This window comes from Novosphingobium sp. B 225 (genome assembly GCF_002198665.1).
Lineage (GTDB): Bacteria > Pseudomonadota > Alphaproteobacteria > Sphingomonadales > Sphingomonadaceae > Novosphingobium.
In genome coordinates this window covers 62,722-83,064 of the sequence record NZ_MWLM01000064.1, presented here as the reverse complement: position 1 = coordinate 83,064, position 20,343 = coordinate 62,722, and the positions used below count along the sequence as shown (strand labels likewise).

Below are 20,343 nucleotides of genomic sequence, written 5' to 3'. Positions count from 1 at the left end.
GTCATCCGTTTGCATGATGCGGCGCGGTCCGGTCCGTGCGAACTATCGGCCAAAGGAGAGAACCGCATGACCGATCTTGCTACCCAGCTGGCCGCCAATCCGCAAAGCTTCGTCCAGTGCGACTATGCCGCAGGTTTTGCCGTGAGCGCGCCGGAGCGAGACCAGGCCCAGCTTGAAGCAGCGCGCCAGCGTTTCGCCGCGCTGTCCCCCCGGATCGCACCACTGGGGCGGATGGCCGCGGAAAACGGGATCACCGAAATCAACTGCTGGCAGGACCTTGCTCCGCTGCTGTTCCCGCACACGGTGTACAAAAGCTATCCTTTGAGCTTCATCGAACAGGGCCGATTTGACCGGATGACCAAATGGCTCGGCTCGCTCACCACCACCGATCTGTCACGCGTGATCCTGGACGGCGTGGACACTATCGACGATTGGCTGCGCGCGCTGGAGGCAGGGAGTGACCTCGCCCCGATCCACACCTTTGGCACCAGCGGCAAATTGTCGATCCTGCCGCGCACCAAGGCGCAATTGGACCTGACCGTGCGGATCAACGCCAACTGCATCCGCGATTTTGCACCCGAATCAGGCGGCCAGAAGCGCGATCTTCTGGTCGATCACCTGCCGCTGATCTCACCTTCCTACCGCATGGGCGCCAGCTCGATCGCGCGGGGGATGAACCGGCAGGCGGAACTTTACGCCGGGGGGCAGGACAATGCCTTGTTCCTCTATCCCGACGCCTGGTTCAGCGCCGACGTGCTCTCACTCGCCGGGCGGCTACGCGCGGCCGAGGCGCGGGGCGAGGCCGGGAACCTGGCCCTCCCCGCCAGCCTGATCGCCCGCCGAAACGAATTCGCTGCGCGCGAGGCCAGTCGCGGTGCGGACATGGACCGGTTCTTTGACGAAGCGCTGCACCGCTTTGGCGGGCAGGACGTATTCCTGTTCGCGGTCTGGCCGATCCTGTTCGAATGGGCCGAGGAAGGGCTGAAGCGGGGGCTGAAAAACGTGTTCGGTCCCGGATCGATCCTGACCAGCGGCGGCGGCTCCAAGGGCAAGGTCATGCCCGCCGATTACAAGCAGCAGATCTTTGAATTCCTGGGGTTTGACCGCTGCCTCGAATTTTTCGGCATGACTGAACTGATGGCCAATGCCCCCAAGTGCGAACATGGCAACTTCCACTTCCCGCCGGTGGTGGTGCCGTTCCTGCTCGATCCCGATAGCGGCGCGATGCTGCCGCGCGACGGGCGGCGTACGGGGCGGCTGGCACTGCTGGATCTGCTGCCCGAAAGCTATTGGGGCGGGCTGGTTTCGGGTGACCGGGTTACCATGGCCGGGTTCGATGCGCCCTGCGCCTGCGGGCGGCACGGCCCTTATCTGGAACCCGACATCGCCCGGTTCAGCGACATCAAGGACGGCGATGACAAGATCAATTGCGCCGGCGCGCCCGAAGCGCATGACAAGGCGATTGACTTCCTGCTGGAGCAAAGCCGGTGAGCGCCGCGTTCAAGGTGCCGCTGCTGCTGCGCGGCGAAGTGATCGAGGCTGACTGGGTCGATTTCGGCGGACGGCGCGGCGGAGCGCAGTTTTCCGCGCCCGATCTCGCCGCCTACTTGCCGCGGCTGCCACTCACCAACCCCGCGTCGCTGGGTGAGCTTTATGCGCTGTCGCTGGATGAGATCATCGCCTTTCTGGGCCAGCTGGGTGAGCGGCTGGTGCTGGCCGAGAACCCCTATTTGCAGGAAGCCTTTGAACTGTCGCGGCAGACTTCGGGCCTGTCGGACCCGATCCTGCGCTATCACTATGATATGATCCCGGCCTATTTCCGCCCACAATCGGTGCGCGACATTGCCGAGCGAACGATCGGGGTAGACTATCTGGAAGGCTGGGTGCGCCAGCCCACCGCTGATCGCAACGCGCCGCCGGTATCGATCCGCGCGGTCGGTTCGCGCGCTGTCCACATCATCGCCGGGAACGTGCCAGTAGTGGGGGTAACCACGGTGATCCGCAACGCCATCACCCGCAGCGATGCCGTGATCAAGACCCCGTCGAACGATCCCCTGACCACCGCGGCAATCGTGCGGACGATGATCGGCATGGCCCCCGACCATCCGCTCACGCGCCACGTCTCAGTCGCATACTGGAAGGGCGGAGACGAACGGATCGAGGCCGCGCTTTATGACCCGCGCCGGATCGAAAAGATCGTGGCCTGGGGCGGGTTTGCCGGGATCAAACATCTGACGCAGTACCTGCAGCCGGGGCTGGACCTGATTGCGCTTGATCCCAAGCATTCCGGTTCGCTGATCGGGCGCGAGGCTTTTGCGGACGAAGCGACCTTGCAACATGTCGCGCGGCGGCTGGCGGTGGACATCGGGGCGATGAACCAGGAAGGCTGCGTCAACGCGCGGGTGGTCCACGTTGAAAGCGGCACCGATGCCGAGGGGATCGCCCGCGCCCGGCGGCTGGGCGAACTGACCTTTGCCGCGCTGCAAGCCTTGCCCCAGCACCTTTCCACCCCGCACAAAGCCTTTGACCGCGAATTAAAGGACGAGATTGACGCGCTGGCGTTCGTCGACGACGAATATACCGTGTTTGGTGGACGCCATAATGAGGGCGCGGTGATCGTCTCGCATTCAGCAGGTCCGGTCGATTTCGCGCGGCAGCTGGCCTGCCGGGTGGCGAATATTGTGCCGGTTGATACGGTCGAACAGGCAGTGCGCAGTGTGAACAGTTACACGCAAACGATTGGCATCTATCCCGAAAGCCTGAAGCAGCGGCTGCGCGATCAACTCGCCTGGCACGGCGCGCAGCGGCTGGTTTCGCTGGGCGGCGCGACGACGCTCAACCAGGCACCAGGGCCGCAGGACGGGATCGAGCCGCTGCGCCGGATGGTCAAATGGATCGTCGATGAAAGCGGGGATGAGGCCGCGCTTGAGGCGCAGGCTCTGACATGACAGACGACTGGCAGGCCCTGTCGCTCGCGCTGCTCGGCGGGTTCGCCGAACGGCCGATGTGGCAGGGCCTGTTGCGCGAACTGGCCCGGCGGTTCGGGGCAGACCACGTTCATCTCACTTTCGATCCACCCACCGGCGGCGGACCGGCAATGGCGTTCTCGCACGGCACGCCGGGGCTCGACGGACAGGTTCTTGCCCTGACCCTGACCGGCGCGGAACTGGGCTTGTGGCGCGGCAACCCGGCCTTCCCGCCAGAGGCGCAGCGGCGTCTGGACGCGCTGAAGCCGCTGCTCGATGCCGGCGTCGCGCTGCTGCTGGATCAGGCCGAAGTGCTGCGCGAACAAGGCATCCTGGGCGCGGCGGCAGAGGCCGGGGATCTCGCCGTGCTGGCGCTCGATCCGGCGGGGCAGCTACTCTACGCCAACCCGCTCGCCCGTGCGTTGCTCGCGCGCCAGGATGGGCTGTCGCTGCACCACGGCCGGATCGCCTGCACCGATCCGCGCACCACAGCGCGGCTGATCGAACTGGTGCGCCACTTTGCCGGAGAGCAGCGCGCCACTTCCACCCGCGGACTGTTCGCCCCGCTCGCCCTGCCCCGCGCCGATCACGGCGCGTCGCTGACCGTGCTGGTCCGCCCCGGCCCGGCTTACGAACCGGTCAACGAACCGCTCCAGCGCAGTGCGATTCTGATCGTGCGCGATCCCGCGCGCCGGTCCAGCCTGTCGCCCGAGACCCTGGCCGAACTGTTCGAACTGACCCCAGCGGAGGCCGCGCTGGCGAGCGAGCTGGCCAAGGGCCTGACGCTCGACGATGCCGCCGCTGCACTCGACATCAGCCGCAACACCGCGCGCAGTCAGTTGCAGGCCGTGTTCCGCAAGACCGGGGTCGCCCGGCAAAGTGAACTGGCGCTGCTGCTGCTGGGTTCGGTCGCCTCGCTCAGCGGATGATTACCGCAGCGTGATTGTCACGTCCTTCAGTTCACCGCCCTCGAACTTGTAACCCGGTGCGGCATCTTCCGGATAAAAACCGGCGGCAGAGCCCGTGTCCAACCCGACATCGAAGGTCTCGTTGATCGAGAACGCCCCAGGCGAGGTCAGCGGCAGATCGTCACTCCCCATTGGCTGACCATTGGCCAGCAGGCGCAGCGTGCCGCCTTTGCCATAACCGGGGCCAGATGAATCGAAGAGCACCTCAAGCCGGTTCTCACCCGCGGCCAGCGGCTGACCGACCAGGTTGACCGTCTTCACTTCAAAATTGCGATAGGTGAACACCGGGCGGCGCTGAGCATCGATGTAGAGCGACCAGCCGCCCGAACTGCCGCCCATCGTCGCGACCACCCCGCGGGTGGCCGCCCCGGCGGCCAGATTGGCCGTCATGGTCCAGGACCGGTTGAACGTGAAGGGCATGGCCTTTTCAGGAATGCCAATCGCGCCAGCATGATAGGTCATGCTTTTCACACCGGCTGACAGGCTGGGCAGGCCGTTATTCAAATTCTGGCCGCCCAGCGGCAGAACCTGGTTTGCCTCAGCCTCACGCATGAACAATGCTTTCAGCTCTTCAAGCTTCTGGGGTTCCTTGGCAGCAAGGTCCTTGGACTGCGAAAAGTCCTTGGTCAGGTCATAGAGTTCCCATTTGTCCTGATCAAACGGCGTGTTCTTGGTTGCATAGGCTTGCCATGGCAGCCGATCGTGCATCGCGCTGGCCATCCAGCCGCGGTCATAGATGGCGCGGTGGCCATAAATCTCGAAATACTGGGTGGTATGGCGTTCGGGTGCCTTTGGGTCCTGAAAGGAATAGACCAGGCTGGTACCGTTCATCGGCTTCTGCTTGATCCCGTTCACCTCTGACGGCGCGGCAATCCCGGCAGCTTCCAGGATCGTCGGGGTGATATCGTTGACATGGCCGAACTGGCTGCGCAGCCCGCCCTTGTCCTGGATTCCCTTCGGCCAGGAGACCACCATGGCATTGCGGGTACCGCCCAGATAACTGGCAACGGTCTTGGTCCACTGGAACGGGGCATTGGTCGCCCAGGCCCAGACGGAGTTATAGTGGGCATAGGCCTTCTCGCTGCCGATCCGGTCAATCCCGGCCGCCTTGGTGGCATCGCTTTCGGGCAGGCCCATCAGCTGACCCATATAGTTGAGGCTACCCCCCAGTCCGCCTTCGGCGCTCCCCCCATTGTCACCCACGATGTAGATGAACAGCGTGTTTTCATAGAGCCCATCAGCCTTGAGCTGCTTGACCAGCCGCCCGATCTGCTCGTCGGTATGGGCCAGGAACCCCGCATAGGCTTCCATCGTTCGGCTGGCGAATTTCTTCTGATCGGGAGTAAGGCTGTCCCACGCGGGCATCTGGGCCGGGCGCGGGGTCAGCCGGGTATCCTTGGGGATCACGCCCAGCTGCTTTTCCCGGGCAAAGGTTTCTTCCCGCAGCTTGTCCCAGCCCTGATCGAACTTGCCCTTGTACCGCTCGATATAGTCCTGCGGCACTTGCAGCGGGGCATGGGTTCCCCCCGTGGCGAGGTAGAGGAAAAACGGCTTTTGCGGCGTGACCGACTTCTGTGTGCGGATCCAGCCGATCGACTGGTCAACCAGATCGTTGGTCAGATGATAACCCTTGCCGGCCGGACGCATGATCGGGGTTGTGCCATCGAACAGGCTGGGCTCGAACTGGTCAGTCTCCCCGCCCTGAAAGCCATAGAACTTCTCAAACCCCTCACCGGTCGGCCAGCGATCGAACGGTCCGCTGGGGCTGAGTTCCCAGTCAGGGGTCTGGTGCCATTTCCCGATCATTGCGGTGGAATAGCCGTTCTGGCGCAACACTTCGGCGACCGTGGCCGTATCCTTGGTATGAAAGCCGGAATAGCCGGGGCGACTATCGGCGGAATTCATCACTGCCCCAATCCCGGTGGCATGAGCATTGCGGCCAGTCAGCAAGGCGCTGCGCGTGGGAGAACAGATCGCGGTGGTGTGAAAGCGGTTGTAACGCAGTCCGTCGCGCGCAAGTTCCTCCAGCGCCGGAGTCTGCGCCGCGCCGCCAAAGGTCGACGCAGCGCCAAATCCCACATCATCCAGCAGCACCAGCACCACGTTCGGCGCGCCAGCGGGGGCCTTGCGCTGCCATTCAGGTGAGGGCGCCGGCTGGGCCGCGCTTTGCGCCATGGCCATGCCCGGCCCGGCCAAAGCCAGCACCGTCACCATTGCCGTCATCGAGCGTCGCAGAACCTTGCGCATCCATCTTCTCCATCGCCAACTTTGCTTTGGCTGCAGACTAGGCCGGTGGGGTCGCGGGGCCAAGAACACAACCGGCCACAAATTCTGTATCAATGTGTATCAGTCGCGCAAAGATCGCCTTTGTCCGGCGCTAGAATGGCTGGACTTGCCAGTTTTGCGAATAACTCGCATTCTGTTCGGCGTCCCCCCAAGGAGTATGAATCTATGCGCCCCGTAACCCTGCTGATTGCCCCTGCGTTTGCCGTGGCAGCCCTGGCCGCCCCGCTGAGCGCGGTAAAGGAAACCGCCGATCCCGCCGCCGTACTGGCCGGAACCTATCTGGTGGACAACACCCATGCCACCGTGCTGGCGAAAGTCGATCACCTGGGCTTTTCGGTCAACACCGTGCGGTTCGATACGATCAACGGCGCGGTGAGCTATGATCCCGCCAAGCCCGAGGCAAGCACCGCCGATATCACGATTGACACCACGACGCTCAATTCCGGCTTCGCCAAGCGCGATGAACACCTGAAGAGCCCGATGTTCTTCAACACCGCCGCTTTCCCGAGCGCGACCTTCAAGGCTGACAAGCTGGTCAAGACCGGCGCAGATACCGCCGACCTGCCCGGCCAGCTGACTTTGCTGGGTGTGACCAAGCCGGTGACGCTGAAAGTAAAGTTTACCGGCTTCGGCAAAGGCATGGACGGTGCGCCGCGGATCGGATTTGCAGCCAAGGCGGCGATCAAGCGCAGCGATTTCGGGATGAAGGCCTTCGTTCCGGCGGTGGGCGACGATGTCGCGCTGGAAGTCGACCTCGAACTCGCCCGCAAGCCCTGACCGCATGACCAGTCCGGCCGAGACCCCGGCGCGCTATCACCGCGCCGCGATTGCCCTGCATTGGCTGATTGCCCTGGCGCTGGTTCTGCAACTGGCGCTGGGGTTCCGGCTGGAAAGCATCCCGCGCGGGACGCTGCAGTTTGATGCGTTCCAGTGGCACAAGACGCTGGGGATCAGCATTTTGCTGCTCAGCCTGGCCCGGCTGGCGCTGCGCTTTGCCCTGCCGCGTCCGGCAGAGGTTGGTTCCGGCCTGTCCTTGCTGGCCGCCCGGGCGACGCATGCCTTGTTCTATGTCGTGATGATCGGTGCCCCGCTGAGCGGCTGGGCACTGGTTTCCACTGCCAGGATCAAGCTGCCAACCATGCTGTTTGGCGTGGCCCCCTGGCCGCACCTGCCGTTGGGACCAGGGGCGCATGAACCGGCAGAGGTGGCGCATGCCGTGCTGGGCTGGCTGCTCCCGGCCCTGATTGCACTGCATGTTGGCGCGGCGCTGTGGCATCATCTGCAAAAGGATGAAGTGCTGGCGCGGATGATGCCAGCGGGGCGCAATCTCAACGCGGCGCTGGGGATAGCGGGCGTGCTGCTCGCAGGCGCGGCCTGGCTGGGCTTTGCCGGCCCCGTGCCCAACCTGTGGCGAAGCGCGGCATCGACAGAGCCAGTGGAAGAACCGAGCCAAGCAGCCTCTGAAGATGCGATTGCGGCGACCGAAAGCGCCGCAGCGGAACCGAGCGCAGCGGCCAGTGACAGTGCCGACGCCAAGGCCGCACTCAGCCCTGACTGGGCCGTGCAAGGCGGCAAGCTTGGCTGGAGCACAAACTGGTCGGGCAGTGCGATCCAGGGCAGCTTCAAGCGTTGGACAGCCCAGATCCGGTTCGATCCTGAAAACCTGGCGGACGCCCGGATCGCCGTCGACGTGGATCTGGCATCCAGCAGCAGCGGCGATTCTAGCCGCGATGAATCGATCCAGGGGGCGCAGTTTTTCAACACCGCCGCGCATCCGCGCGCAAAATTCGTCTCCAGCAAGGTAAGCAAGGCCGGAGCAGGCTATACTGCCGACGGAACCCTTGCGCTCAACGGCGTGTCCCGCCCGGCGCGGCTGCGCTTCACCGTCAAGATCGACGGCGACCGTGCAGTCGCCAGCGGCAACGCTTCGCTCAGCCGCCTGGCCTTCAACGTCGGCACGGATGAATGGCAGGCGACCGATCAGATTCCCGATGCGGTGGGCGTGAACTTTTCCGTGCAGGCGAAGCGCAAGGCGGAGTAATAACCCAATTGGGCTATGCAAGCCCCGCAGACTCGCGTTAGCCTCTCCCGCAGCCGGCCACAGCCGGAGCACGGGAGAGCTGCGCCATGAAATTCTCGATCATCTATGAAGCACAAATGGTCGATACCAGCCGCGCTAACGAAGCGGCAGTGTTCCACCAGATCGTCGATCAGGCGAAGTATGCCGAACAAATGGGCTTCGACTGTATCTGGTGCGTCGAACATACTGCGCTGACCCAGTATGCCCACATGTCCGCGCCCGAAACCGTGCTGGCCTTCATCGCCGGGGCGACCAGCCGGATTCATGTTGGCCACGGCGTCGTCTGCCTGCCCCCGGCGATGAACCACCCGGTCAAAGTGGCCGAGCGGATCGCGACGCTGGACGTGCTGTCAAAGGGCCGCCTGCACTTTGGCATGGGCAAAGGCGGCACCCAGCAGGAAGCGGGGACTTTCGGCTATGACCTCAATGAGCTGGGGCCGATGATCGATGAGGCGATGTATCTGGTCCCCAAGATCCTGAAGGAAGGCAAGGTCGAGCACGACGGGACCTATATCAAGATCCCCGCCCGGCCGATCCACCCCGCCCCCTATCAGGACCCGCACCCACCGCTGTACATGGCCTGCACGCGCGAGGCGACCTTGCTTCAGGCTGGTGGTCGCGGGATCGGGGCCTTGGTGCTGGGCTTTTCCGGGCCGGACGAAATTGCCAAGAAGAACGCGATCTACCGTGAGGCCTTTGCCACTCGCAAGGCCGAGGATCAGGTCGGTTACCGCCCGACCGAACACCTTGCGGCGCTGTGCGCCGCGACCGTGCTGGATGACCGCGAAAAGGCCCGCAAGATCGGGCTGCGCGGGCAGCGCTTTTTCGCGGAAAGCATCGCATACTGGTATCAGGGCGGCCCGCTGCCGACCGTGGACGAAGACCTGACCGCCGAAGACCACGCCAAGGTGCTGGAACAGGGCAAGCAGGCGACCATCGCCTATCTGTCTGAAGAGGCGATCCCGGTGGGGGACGAGCATTTGTCCAACTACACCATCGCGCAGGACGCCTATGGCACGCCCGACGATTGCATCCGCTATGTCCAGCGGCTGCAGGACGCCGGGGCCGACGAGATCCTGTTCATGTTCCAGATGGGCGGCATTCCGCACGACGTGATCATGGAAACGATCCGCAACATCGGTGAAAAAGTGATCCCGCACTTCCGGGCGAAACAGGCGGTGGCGGCGGAGTAACTCCTCCCCCGCCCCCACCCCCCTCTCCGTTCGTGTCGAGCGTAGTCGAGACACCGCACGCAGCGCTGGAGTGTCTCGACTACGCTCGACACGAACGGAGGTAGGGAGTTGGACAGTTAAAGAAGGAACTAGCCGCGCATAACCCAAATGGGCTAAAGTCCGGGGATGGACCCCCGGTTTTCAGACCTGCTCGCCCACCTCTATGACGGGATCGATGCCGAACGTCCGTGGGAAGCGTTCCTGAAGGCGCTGACCGGGTGGCTGGGGACCGCTTTCGCCACGCTGATCATCACTTCGCCCGGGCGGGCGCAGCCGGGGACATTCGTGACCCCCGGCGCCGATCCCCGATTCAGCGCCAGCTACATAGAAAGCTACTTCGCCAGTGATCCGTTTCAGGGCCTGCCCGAAGGCAAAGTCACCAGCTTTGGCGAGTTCATGGCCGGGCAAGACCCACAACGCTTCGCAGCCTACCGCGAATACCTCGCGCTGACCGGCGGGGAGCAGGTGCTGGGGGTGGATCTGCGCTTTTCCGGCCAGTTCGAAGCCCGGTTCCGCACTACCCGCACCCAGGACATGTCTGAATTCACCGCCGAAGACCGCGCGCGGTTTCAGGAGCTGGTCCCACACCTGCGGATCGCGGTCTCGCTGTTCGAAAAGCAGCAGTTCGCATGGGCCGAACACGCCCTGTTGCGCAGCGCCACTGACGGGCTGGGGTTGGCCTTGCTGGTGCTTGACCGGCAATGCCGCCTGGTCAGCAGCAATGCCCTGGCCGACCGCATTCTGAGCGAAGGCGAAGGGCTGCGCCGGGCCGGGGACGAAGTCCGCTTTGCCAGCGCCGCCTTGCGCAAGAAGATCGAGCATCTGCTCCAGTCGGGCGAGGCGGCAGACAGTGTCACCCGCTTTCGTGTCCCCCGCCCCGAACGTGGCGATCTGGTCGCGACCGCCCGTGCGATCGATCTGCCCGCGATTCACAGCGGCACCGGCGCGCTGGCGCTGTTCCTCGCGCGGCCGGGCAACGATCTGGTGCTGGAACCCGATACGATCCGCGAACTGCTGGGTGTGACTCCAGCCGAGGCAAAGCTGTGCGCGGTGCTGGCACAAGGCCATTCACTGGTCGAAGCCGCGCGGCGGCTGGGCGTGGCGCACAACACCGCCAAAGCCCAGCTCCGCTCGATCTTCGCCAAGACCCAGGTCCACCGGCAGGCGCAGCTGGTGAACCTGCTGGGCGCGCTGAGCGGTTAGGCCGCCAGTTCAAACTCGCTCAGCACCGGCTTGGTCATGGCTTCGGCAAATGCATCATAGGACCACGGCCAACTGGCGGGCACGCCCTCGCCGTCGAGATACCACGAGTTGCAGCCCGATCCGAAGATCGTGGTCTTGGCCGCGGCGATGCGGCGGGTTTCATAGTCCTCAAAGGCTTCTGCCCTGGGCTCTACCTTGCGCGCCGCGCCGCTGCGCAGCTGGTCGAGCAACTGGTCGATATATTCCCACTGCCGCTCGGCGATATCGATCAGCGAGAAATTGCCGACCGGGCCGGTCGGGCCGTTGAGCATGAACAGGTTAGGAAAGCCCGGCATGGTCATGGCGTAATGCGCGCGCGGGCGCACTGCCCAGAAATCATCAAGGCTGACCCCGCCCGCCCCGGTCACCACCGCTGGGCGGATGAACCGGTCGGCGCGGAAGCCGGTGGCGAGCACCAAGGTGTCGAGTTCGTGGAACGTGCCGTCCTTCATCCGCACGCCGGCCGGCTCGATCCGCTCAATCCCGCCGGTTTCGACGTAAACCGTCGGGTCCTGCACCTGCTCGTAATAGTTCCACGAATAGATCAGCCGCTTGCACGCCGCGCGGTAATTGGGGCGCAGTTTTTCCTTAAGCTCCGGATCACGGATCGAATTTTCGAGGTTCTGCAGGCAGGCGTCCTCGATCATCTTCATTTGCGGGCCGTCAATATCGGTGATCCCGTCAGTGAAGCGTTTGATCGCCCCGATGTATTCCTCGTTGTACCGGATCGCATCGATCAGCGCCGGGTCCTGACGGAACGCCGCGCGCTCATCATCGGTATAGGGGAACTGCGGCACCGGCATGACCCATTGCGGCGAGCGCTGGAAATGGACCAGCTTGTCCACTTTGCCCGCCAGCGCAGTGACGATCTGGATCCCGGTCGAACCGCACCCGATCAGCCCGACCCGCGCGCCTGCGATCGGCGCAGTGTCGTCCCAGCGGGCGGTGTGGAACGCCGGGCCCTTGAACGTATCGAGCCCCGCAATGTCCGGCAGCCTGGGGTGGTGCAGCACGCCCGAGGCAGCGATCACCACGTCAGCTTCCGCCGTCTCGCCATTGCCAAAGGTCAGTGTCCAAACGGCAGTGTCATCGTCGAACACGGCGGCGGTCACTTCATGCCCGAACCGGATCGAGGGCATGATCTCGTACTTGTCCGCAACGTGCTCGAAATAGGTCTGGATCTGCGCCCCGGTGGAATAGTACGCGTCCCATTCCGCCCAGGGTTCGAACGAATAGGTATAGGCATGCGCCGGCACGTCGCAGGTCAGCCCCGGATAGCGGTTCTCGCGCCAGGTGCCGCCCAGCTTGGCGGCTTTTTCATAGATCGTGAACGCCTCGCCGCGCTCCTTCAGCTTGATGCCCGCCAGGATCCCGGCCATCCCCGCACCGATGATTGCGTAACGCAGCTTGCGCGGTTCATTCGCCATTGTTCAATTCCTCTGCCGGTTGTCTTGTCAGAGGCGGAACTGACACAGCCAAAAAGCATCAACATCACCCGAAAGGGTTATGGCTATCACTCCGCGCTGTGGCACCTTGCCGTCAAGCAAGAACGGGAGAGTGCGATGGGTGAACGGTTTCCGGATGGGGCCTGCATGGTATTCGGCGGCAGCGGCGGGATCGGCCAGGGCGTGGCGCTGGAATTCGGCAAGGCGGGCAGCGATGTCGCGGTGTGCTATCGCTCCAAGCAGGACGTCGCCGAACGCACCGCCGCTGCAATTCGCGCGACCGGGGCAAGAGCCTCCACCCACCAGCTTGACGTTCGTGACCGCGCGGCGGTGGAAGCCGCCGTTGCCGCCGCCGCAGCTGAACATGGCCGGATCCATTCGATGGTCTGGGGCGCCGGGCCGCTGGTCGGCCAGACCCCGCTAGCCGAATGGAGCGACGAAGCATTCCGCAACGCGATGGAGATCGAAGCCTTCGGTTTCTTCACCGCCACCCGCGCGCTGATCCCGCACATGCGCGCGCACGGTGGGGGCAGCTTTGTCCACCTCGGCTCGGCCGGGCATGACTGGTTTCCCAAGCTCGACGGGCTCTCGGTGGTGCCCAAAGCCGCCAACGAAGCGCTGATCAAGGGCATCGCCAAGGAAGAAGGCGAACACAACATCCGCGCCAATTCAGTGCTGGTCGGCGTGATCGATGCCGGCATGTTCCACGAACTGTCCGAACAGGGCGTGTTTGGTGAAGAATGGATCGCCGAAACCCACAAGCTGCTGTGCCTGCGGCGTTGGGGCCAGCCGGAAGACATCGGCGCGGCGGCCGTGTTCTTTGCCTCCAATCAGGCCAATTACGTCACCGGGCAGACTATATCGGTCTCAGGCGGGTTCGGTGTCTGACACGCTGGAGCCGCGCGCGCTGGATTTGCAGCACTTGCTGGACCAGGCAGCGCTGGAACGATTGGTGCTGAGCTATTGCCACGGCATCGACCGCAGTGATCTGAAGCTGGTGCGCAGCCTCTATCACGACGATGCGGTGGACGATCACGGCGCGATGTTCTGCGGGTCACCGGATGAATACGTCGCCTGGCTGCCCGGCATGCTGGCGAACTGGCAGGCGACCCGCCACACGGTCAGCAACATGCTGTTCCTGATCGAGGGTGACACAGCCGAGGGCGAGCACCCCACCACCGCCTGGCACCGCACCACCGACGGCACCCGCGATCTGATTGCGCACGGGCGCTACCTCGACCGCTACGAACGCCGCGACGGCGTATGGAAATTCCAACGCCGCAATCTGGTGCTGGACTGGATGGAAGAGCGCGCCAATGCCCCCACTCCTGGCGACGGTGTGAATGATGGGGTTGAGCTGGGGCGAGGCGGGGCGGATGATCCGGTCTATGCCCGGCTCGGCCTGTTCGGGACGGATCGCAAGCGGCGGAACACCTGATTTTCGTCACCCTGAACTTGTTTCAGGGTCCATTTCGCCTCAACACCGGAGCATTGACTCCGAATGAAACCGACCGGTTTGCGTCTTTCCGGCCTGCTCCGGGCTTGCTGCACGATAGACCCTGAATCAAGTTCAGGGTGACGAGGTTGGGGTGAGTTAATTGCTCTCCCCCAACAGCCTAACCCCGCAAATGCTGCGACAAGTCGCCCTGCATGTCAAACAGGCTGTAATCCCGGCTGGCAAAGCGCCACACACCGTCCACCCGCGCAAAGGTATCATGATAACGCCCCGCTGCGATTATCTGCAGCGGCAGGGTCTCGGTCTGCTGCAGCACGGTGTAATATGATCGGCAGCTGGCCGCGCCTGCCGCTTCGTCAATCTCGATGATCGGGTTGGTGACGACATGTCTGGTGCGCGGGGTGCCACAAGGATGGATCATCACGCGCTCTTTCCAGACTTCGAGCAGCCCGGCGCTGTCGGTTTCATAGCCCTGCGCCAGAATGATCCGGGCGTGATCGAACAGTGCCGCCGTCCCTGCCAGATTACCTGCATCCATCAGTTCGGCGTAGCGATAGAGCAAATTCGTGATGGCGGTCTCGGCGTTCATGCTGGCCTCTCCGGGGTTCTTGGCACAATGTGTGCCGAACGGCAGGTCTGGCCGATTGCGGGGCCCGGGCCAAGGGCATAGTCAGGTTTAGCCGATGACGGCCAGGAGAGGAGACTGCCGCCGATGACCCCGCAGCAGCGCGTGCTCTATTCGGGATCGCAGCGGCTCTTGCCGGTGCAAGACCGGCTGGCCCACGCCCGCGCCGCCGGGTTCGATGCAGTTTCGATCTGGCCCAGTGATGTGCGCGATGCAGATCTGTCCGAATTGCGCGCTGCCGTGGCCGCTGCGGGCCTGACGGTGAGCGAGATGGAGGTACTCTGCTGCTGGCTGCCCGGTCAGGCCGAAGCGCCACCGTCGATGTGGGACATGCTGAAATGGCAGACGCCGGAACGGATGCTGCCGATGGCGCAGGCGCTGGGCGCCCACACCATTTCCGCCGCCGAACTGTTCGGCCTGCCGTTTCACGGCCCGGCCATGGCCGCGACCTTCAAGGCGCTGTGCCAGCGTGCCGCCGATCACGGGCTGCGCGTGGCGCTGGAATTCGTGCCATCGGGCGGGATCTTTGGCTTGGCTGAAGCCTGGGAGATTGTCGAACGTGCCGGGGCAAACAACGGCGGGCTGATGATCGACAGCTGCCATTTCCACACCAGCCAGTCCTCGCTCGATCTGCTGGCCAGCATTCCCGGCGACCGCATCTACAGCGTGCAACTGGCCGATGTGCCCGCCGATGCCGATGCGCAGATGGTCAACCGGATGCAGGACCGGCTGATGCCCGGCGCAGGCGTGATTGATTTTGCCGCGTTCATGCAGGCCCTGGCCGCCACTGGCACCACGGCTCCGACCGGCATCGAAATGTTCTCCGCCGCGCTAGATGCGCTGCCCCCCGCCGAAAGTGCGCGGCAATGCGCCGCAGCGCTCGATTTCTGTCTGTCCCAGGGAACCCAAACATGACCAGCAACCGCTATCCGCACCTGCTCTCCCCCGGCAGGATCGGCACGATGGAGCTGAAAAACCGCATCGCCGTGACCGCGATGGGGGTCAGCCTGTCAGAAGATGATGGCACAGTGGGTGAACGGCTGATCGCCTATCACGAGGAGCAGGCCAAGGGCGGGGTCGCCCTGATCATCTCTGGAGTCACCGGGGTCGCCTGGCCGCTCGGCTGCGTCGCCATGGGGCAGACGGCAATCTCGGACGACAAGTTCCTGCCGGGGCTGAAGGCGCTGACTGAACGGGTCCACCGCCACGGCGCGAAGATCGCCGCGCAGCTCCACCACGGCGGGCTGGTGGCGGGCTATTCGCACATGCGCTGGGGCCATCCGCTGTGGGCGCCGGGCTATCCCCCTGCCCCCAAGGGCAATTTCACCGACTATTTCCTGATGGAGGAACTGGCCGGGCTGTCCGGCATGAAAATGCCCGAGATCAAGGTGCTGGAACAGGCTGACATCGCCTTGGCGGTCAGCCAGTTTGCCGCCGGGGCACGCCGCGCCAAGGAAGCCGGGTTTGACGGGATCGAGCTGCATTCCGGGCACGGCTATCTGCTCAGTTCGTTCATTTCGCCCTACACCAATCAGCGCACTGATCAGTACGGCGGCAGCCGCGAAAACCGGATGCGCTTCCCGCTGGAAGTGATCCGCGCAATCCGGGCCGAAGTTGGGCCGGATTACCCGTTCTGGGTAAAGCTCGATTCGCGCGAAATCGGCAAGGCCGGGATCACGATCGAGGATGCCAAGGCCCACGCCAAAATGGTCGAGGAAGCGGGGGCGGATGCGATCACCGTCACCACCTATCACGAGACCGGCGACGGCGCGCTGCACAGCGAATCGCACACCCCGCATGTCGAAAGTTTCAACCTGTCGGCCACGGCAGAGTTGAAGAGGGCGGTTTCAATCCCGGTGCTGGGCTCGGGCCGGGTTGAACCCGAAGCGGCGGACAGCGGGATCAGCAAGGGCGAACTCGATTTCGTCGCGATGGGCCGCAAATTGCTGGCCGATCCGCATCTGCCCAACAAGCTGCTGGCGGGCCGCCCCGACAAAGTGCGACCCTGCGTCTATTGCTACACCTGCATCAGCGCCATCTATATGGGCGGTTCAGCGCGCTGCGCGGTCAATCCGGAGCTGGGGTTCGAGGATCAGGCCCCCGCCCTGCCTGCCGCCACGCCCAAACATGTCGCGGTGATCGGCGGCGGCCCCGGCGGCATGGAAAGCGCGCGGCGATTGGCAGCGCTGGGGCACAAGGTGACACTGATCGAACAGAGCGACCGGCTGGGCGGCACGCTGCGCTTTGCCAGCCTGGCCTATCCTGCCAACGAACGCCTGCTCGACTGGTTGCGGCAGGAAGTGGAAGAAGCGCCAGTCACGGTTAAGCTCGGCACCACGGCGACCCCCGAATTGCTCCGCGCGCTGGGCGTGGACGAAGTGATCGTCGCCACTGGCGCGGTGCGCGGAATGCCCGAAATTCCGGGCGGCGAACTGCCGCACGTATTCTCGGGCGATGACATGCGCGGGATGATGCTGGGCGAAAGCAGCGACGAGATCAAACGCAAGACCGGGCTGTTCACGCGCCTTGCCACCAAAGTCGGCGCGGCGACGGGGGCGACTGCCAACCTGGCGCTGGTGCGCAAGGCGACCCACGCGTGGATGCCGCTGGGGGACAATATCGCGATCATCGGCGGCGAGCTGGTCGGGATCGAACTGGCCGAATTCCTGAGCGAGCGTGGGCGCAAAGTGCACGTGATCGAAGAAGCACCGCGACTGGGCAAAGGGCTGACGCTGGTGCGGCGGATGCGGATTTTGTCGGAACTGGCCGAGCACGGCGTCGGCCTGCACGGCGGGGCCAGGGACGTTGCCATCACCAAGGAAGCGATCAGCTTCGCCGACGCCAAGGGCGCAGTGCAGACCATCCCCGCCGACAACGTGATCGTCGCCAAGGGCGCGGTGGGCGACCTGACGCTGGCGGACAGCTTGCAGGCCGCAGGCTTTACCGTCCACCCGATCGGCGATGCCACCGGGGTCGGTTATATCGAAGGCGCGATGGCCGGGGCGCTGGCAGCGGTGAAGGCGGTGGCTGGAACGTGAGCCTGGACCTGCTGCTGGCCGAACGCGACATCGCCCGCGCGCTCATCCGGATGGCCCGGGCAATGGACGCGCGCGACTGGCCGGGGCTGCTGGCGGAACTGACCGAAGACGCCACCGGTGAACTCGGCACCGGCCCGCTGGCCAGCCCGGCAGAGATCGTCGCGCTGATCCGCCGCTATCTCGACCCCTGCGGGCCAACTCAGCACCTGCTCGGCAACCTGCTGGTCGAAGTCGACGGGAACGAGGCGACAAGCCGCTGCTACGTCAGCGACATGCACCTGGGCCCGCCGGGCAAGGAACACGTGACTTTCGCCACGCTGGGCGATTACCACGACCGCTGGCGGCGCGTGGACGGCCAGTGGAAGCTGTGCCACCGCACCAAGCTCAACCGCGCGCATGTAGGCAGTTTTGAGGTGTTCGGGGGGTAGCCCACCCGCTCCCACCATCAAACGCCGTCATCCTGAACTTGTTTCAGGATCCATCTTGCCGCAATCCCAGTTTCCCGCCGGCCAAAACTGAGCCAACCGCGAAATGGATCCTGAAACAAGTTCAGGATGACGAACAAGCGGTCGAACGGAAGCCCCTACCCTCTGAGCTCGGTCTTCAGCACCTTGCCGCTGGCGTTCCTTGGCAAATCCTCCACGAACACGACCGAACGCGGAACCTTGTAATTGGCCATATTTTCGCGCGACCAGGCGATCAGGTCCGTTTCGCTCGCCGCTGCACCGGGGCGCAGGACGACATAGGCCTTGCCCACTTCGCCCATCCGCTCATCCGGCACGCCCACCACGGCGACCATGGCAATGGCAGGATGTACCGAAAGCAGTTTCTCAACTTCGGCCGGATAGACGTTGAAACCGCCCGAAATATACAGGTCCTTCTTGCGGTCGGTGATGCGGACATAGCCGGCTTCGTCCATCGTTCCGACATCGCCGGTGTGGAGCCAGCCTGCCGTGTCGATGGCTTCGGCAGTGGCTGTGGGATCATCGAGATAGCCCAGCATTACCCCTTGCCCTCGCACCAGGATCTCACCGGTTTCACCGCGCGGCACTTCGTTGCCATTATCGTCGGCAATGATCACCTCGTTGCCGGGAATCGCCGCACCGCAGGTCTGGGCGATGGTCTCGGCGGGGTCACCCGGGCGGCAAGAGGTGATGTTGACGCATTCGGTCATGCCATAGGCGGTGATGATGTCCTTCATCCCCAGCTCGTCGCGGATCCGCTGGACCAGTACCGGCGGCACGGTGGCCGCGCCGGTGGTGCCGCCGCGCAGGCTGGAGGTGTCGATTGGCCGCTTGTCCTTTTCGGCCAGGATCATCTGGAACACGGTCGGCGGGCCGGGGAAGAAGTTGATCTTGAGCTTTTCGATCAGCGCGATCGCTTCGGCCACGTCGAACTGCGCCATCGGCACCATCACCGCGCCCGACAGCAGGCAGGCGACCCAGCCGACTTTCATCCCGAACGAGTGGAAGAACGGGTTGGCGATCAGGTAGCGTTCGCCGAATGAGAGCCCAGTGTTGCCGATCCAGACCCCGCATTGCGGCAGGACGCGGCCGTGGGTCATCAGCACGCCCTTTGGGCTGCCGGTGGTGCCGCTGGTGAACAGGATGTCACTGATCGTATCGGCGTCGATGGCCGCCAGCGCGCTATCTACCGCAGGATCGTCCGCGCCCTGGCCGCTGGCGAGGAACGCATCGAAATCGCGGTCCAGCATCACCGTTTCGCGCAGGTCCGGCAGATCCTCATCCACCAGCAGTGCCTGGTAATCGATGCCCAGAAAGTCGGTGACGGTGAACAGCAACCGCGCGTGGGTGCGGCGCAGGATGTCTCCCGCCTCACGCCCTTTGAGCCGGGTATTGAGTGTTACCACTGCTGCACCCAAGGTCATCGTCGCAATCGCAGCAACCACCCATTCGCGCCGGTTGGGCGCCCAGATAGCCACCCTGTCCCCCGGCCCCACCCCGCGCGCGATCAATGCCGCAGCGGCGGCGCGGCTGTGCTGCCACAGCTCGGCAAAGGTCCAGGTGACCTCGCCCTCGATCAGCGCCGTCGCCTCTGGCCAGCGCGCTGCGGCGGCCTGAGCAGCGTGGGGAATGGTCGGCGGGAGTCCGGTCATTTCGCGATCATGTTACCGGGGCCGAAGAAGGCCCGCATTTCGCGCACTTTGCCCTCCGCATTGAAGGCAAAAGTATCAATCACGTGGATTTCCATGTCCTTCCCGTCAAAGTGCAACGGCACGTGAAAGGCAAAGGCGGCATGCCCCTCGGCCAGGCGCACCGGGCCGTCCAGCACCAGCTTCGCGCCGGTCGCCATCGAGGCAACATAAAACGCGCGGATCTCTTCATGCCCGCGCTTGAGCGGGGTGCCGACCGGGTCCTCGACCACCGCATCCTCGGCAAAAATCGCCACGGCCATCTCAGGATCGCCTGCGTCGAACGCGGCGACATAGGCGTGGACGGCAGCGAGCATCTGTTCGGGTGTGGACATGTCAGGACTCCGGAAAATAGCGGCTGATGGTATCGACAACGCAGGCGGGCTTGTCGCTATGCTCGATCTCCACGGTCACGCGCACGACCGACTGGATCGCGCCTTTGACCTCTTCGACCGAGACGATCTCGCCCACCCCGCGAATGCGGCTGCCGACTTTCACGGGGCTGAGGAACCGTAACCGGTCCGCGCCGACGTTGACCGCGTGGGTGAACCCGCGCACTTCGATCAGGTCGGGCAGGAAGAAGTTGACCAGGCTCATTGTCAGATAGCCATGGGCGATGGTCCCGCCGAACGGGCCGTCCTTCGCGCGGTCGACATCGACGTGGATCCACTGGTGATCGCCGGTCACTTCGGCAAAGCCGTTGACGCGGTCCTGTTCAATGGCAAGCCAGTTGGTCGGGCCGAGTGCGGTGCCTTCCTGGCCGATCAAATCGCGGGGGCTCTCAAACACTTTTGTCATTCAAATTCTCCCGTTCGCATCGAGCGAAGTCGAGATGCCGCGCGCAGGTGTCTCG

Annotated in this window: 18 protein-coding genes; 12 read left to right on the top strand and 6 right to left on the bottom strand. The window is 64.2% G+C overall.

Translation table 11 applies throughout. The annotated features are described in order from the left end of the window. Nucleotides 1-66 precede the first annotated feature (66 nt). The 3 genes from MNBBLIKP_RS12890 to MNBBLIKP_RS12880 are packed head-to-tail and all read left to right on the top strand — an operon-like array spanning nt 67 to nt 3,895. The gene (locus MNBBLIKP_RS12890) at nt 67-1,491 is read left to right on the top strand and encodes a hypothetical protein (RefSeq protein ID WP_088310665.1); all 1,425 of its coding nucleotides are present in this window, start codon (nt 67-69) and stop codon (nt 1,489-1,491) included. Continuing rightward, entirely contained in the window at nt 1,488-2,948 is a 1,461-nt protein-coding gene (locus MNBBLIKP_RS12885; RefSeq protein WP_088310664.1) for an acyl-CoA reductase, read from the top strand. Before MNBBLIKP_RS12890 ends, MNBBLIKP_RS12885 begins: the two co-directional genes overlap by 4 nt. After that, on the top strand, nt 2,945-3,895 hold the full coding sequence (locus tag MNBBLIKP_RS12880; protein ID WP_088310663.1) for a helix-turn-helix transcriptional regulator: 951 nt from the start codon (nt 2,945-2,947) through the stop codon (nt 3,893-3,895). Before MNBBLIKP_RS12885 ends, MNBBLIKP_RS12880 begins: the two co-directional genes overlap by 4 nt. Here MNBBLIKP_RS12880 and MNBBLIKP_RS12875 read toward each other — a convergent pair whose 3' ends face one another. Then, nucleotides 3,896-6,181 (bottom strand): arylsulfatase, encoded by a 2,286-nt coding sequence (locus MNBBLIKP_RS12875; protein ID WP_254913040.1) that lies wholly within the window; start codon nt 6,179-6,181, stop codon nt 3,896-3,898. It lies immediately after the preceding gene. A 204-nt stretch (nt 6,182-6,385) separates the two neighbouring features. Here MNBBLIKP_RS12875 and MNBBLIKP_RS12870 point away from each other — a divergent pair, with 204 nt between their 5' ends. From MNBBLIKP_RS12870 to MNBBLIKP_RS12855, 4 genes are all read left to right on the top strand, one after another. Further along, on the top strand, nt 6,386-6,997 hold the full coding sequence (locus tag MNBBLIKP_RS12870; protein ID WP_176399766.1) for a YceI family protein: 612 nt from the start codon (nt 6,386-6,388) through the stop codon (nt 6,995-6,997). A gap of 4 nt (nt 6,998-7,001) precedes the next feature. Continuing rightward, nucleotides 7,002-8,261 (top strand): YceI family protein, encoded by a 1,260-nt coding sequence (locus MNBBLIKP_RS12865; RefSeq protein ID WP_088310661.1) that lies wholly within the window; start codon nt 7,002-7,004, stop codon nt 8,259-8,261. 86 nt (nt 8,262-8,347) lie between these two features. Next, complete coding sequence (locus MNBBLIKP_RS12860; protein ID WP_088310660.1) at nt 8,348-9,493, top strand: LLM class flavin-dependent oxidoreductase; 1,146 nt, start codon at nt 8,348-8,350, stop codon at nt 9,491-9,493. 165 nt (nt 9,494-9,658) lie between these two features. After that, nucleotides 9,659-10,735 carry a helix-turn-helix transcriptional regulator gene (locus MNBBLIKP_RS12855; protein WP_088310659.1) on the top strand — a complete coding sequence of 359 codons (1,077 nt, stop codon included), beginning with the start codon at nt 9,659-9,661 and terminating at the stop codon, nt 10,733-10,735. Here MNBBLIKP_RS12855 and MNBBLIKP_RS12850 read toward each other — a convergent pair. Then, nucleotides 10,732-12,201 carry a flavin-containing monooxygenase gene (locus MNBBLIKP_RS12850; RefSeq protein ID WP_088310658.1) on the bottom strand — a complete coding sequence of 490 codons (1,470 nt, stop codon included), beginning with the start codon at nt 12,199-12,201 and terminating at the stop codon, nt 10,732-10,734. The two genes, MNBBLIKP_RS12855 and MNBBLIKP_RS12850, sit on opposite strands and share 4 nt — an antisense overlap. Nucleotides 12,202-12,336: 135 nt before the next feature. On the opposite strand from MNBBLIKP_RS12850, the gene MNBBLIKP_RS12845 reads away from it, so the two are divergent. Continuing rightward, the gene (locus MNBBLIKP_RS12845) at nt 12,337-13,107 is read left to right on the top strand and encodes an SDR family NAD(P)-dependent oxidoreductase (protein ID WP_088310919.1); all 771 of its coding nucleotides are present in this window, start codon (nt 12,337-12,339) and stop codon (nt 13,105-13,107) included. Beyond that, entirely contained in the window at nt 13,100-13,657 is a 558-nt protein-coding gene (locus tag MNBBLIKP_RS12840) for a nuclear transport factor 2 family protein (protein ID WP_254913039.1), read from the top strand. Before MNBBLIKP_RS12845 ends, MNBBLIKP_RS12840 begins: the two co-directional genes overlap by 8 nt. Before the next feature lie 178 nt (nt 13,658-13,835). Here MNBBLIKP_RS12840 and MNBBLIKP_RS12835 read toward each other — a convergent pair whose 3' ends face one another. After that, the gene (locus tag MNBBLIKP_RS12835) at nt 13,836-14,264 is read right to left on the bottom strand and encodes a nuclear transport factor 2 family protein (protein ID WP_088310657.1); all 429 of its coding nucleotides are present in this window, start codon (nt 14,262-14,264) and stop codon (nt 13,836-13,838) included. 123 nt (nt 14,265-14,387) lie between these two features. Between MNBBLIKP_RS12835 and MNBBLIKP_RS12830 the strand changes: the two genes are divergently transcribed. From MNBBLIKP_RS12830 to MNBBLIKP_RS12820, 3 genes are read left to right on the top strand one after another with little or no spacing between them, the layout of a single operon-like run. Next, nucleotides 14,388-15,215, top strand: a complete 828-nt coding sequence (locus MNBBLIKP_RS12830; RefSeq protein WP_088310656.1) for a sugar phosphate isomerase/epimerase family protein — start codon at nt 14,388-14,390, stop codon at nt 15,213-15,215. Next, a complete protein-coding gene (locus MNBBLIKP_RS12825; protein WP_088310655.1) occupies nt 15,212-17,338 on the top strand; it encodes an oxidoreductase in 2,127 nt (708 codons plus the stop codon). The genes MNBBLIKP_RS12830 and MNBBLIKP_RS12825 overlap by 4 nt, the downstream gene beginning before the upstream one ends. After that, a complete protein-coding gene (locus MNBBLIKP_RS12820) occupies nt 17,335-17,766 on the top strand; it encodes a nuclear transport factor 2 family protein (RefSeq protein ID WP_088310654.1) in 432 nt (143 codons plus the stop codon). The genes MNBBLIKP_RS12825 and MNBBLIKP_RS12820 overlap by 4 nt, the downstream gene beginning before the upstream one ends. A 155-nt stretch (nt 17,767-17,921) precedes the next feature. On the opposite strand, the gene MNBBLIKP_RS12815 is transcribed toward MNBBLIKP_RS12820, so the two are convergent. Genes MNBBLIKP_RS12815 through MNBBLIKP_RS12805 form a run of 3 tightly spaced genes read right to left on the bottom strand, consistent with a single transcriptional unit; the run spans nt 17,922 to nt 20,288 of the window. Then, nucleotides 17,922-19,454 (bottom strand): FadD3 family acyl-CoA ligase, encoded by a 1,533-nt coding sequence (locus tag MNBBLIKP_RS12815; RefSeq protein WP_088310653.1) that lies wholly within the window; start codon nt 19,452-19,454, stop codon nt 17,922-17,924. Then, on the bottom strand, nt 19,451-19,825 hold the full coding sequence (locus MNBBLIKP_RS12810) for a nuclear transport factor 2 family protein (RefSeq protein ID WP_088310652.1): 375 nt from the start codon (nt 19,823-19,825) through the stop codon (nt 19,451-19,453). The genes MNBBLIKP_RS12815 and MNBBLIKP_RS12810 overlap by 4 nt, the downstream gene beginning before the upstream one ends. A gap of 1 nt (nt 19,826) precedes the next feature. Continuing rightward, nucleotides 19,827-20,288 (bottom strand): MaoC family dehydratase, encoded by a 462-nt coding sequence (locus tag MNBBLIKP_RS12805; RefSeq protein ID WP_088310651.1) that lies wholly within the window; start codon nt 20,286-20,288, stop codon nt 19,827-19,829. Between the last annotated feature and the right edge of the window lie 55 nt (nt 20,289-20,343).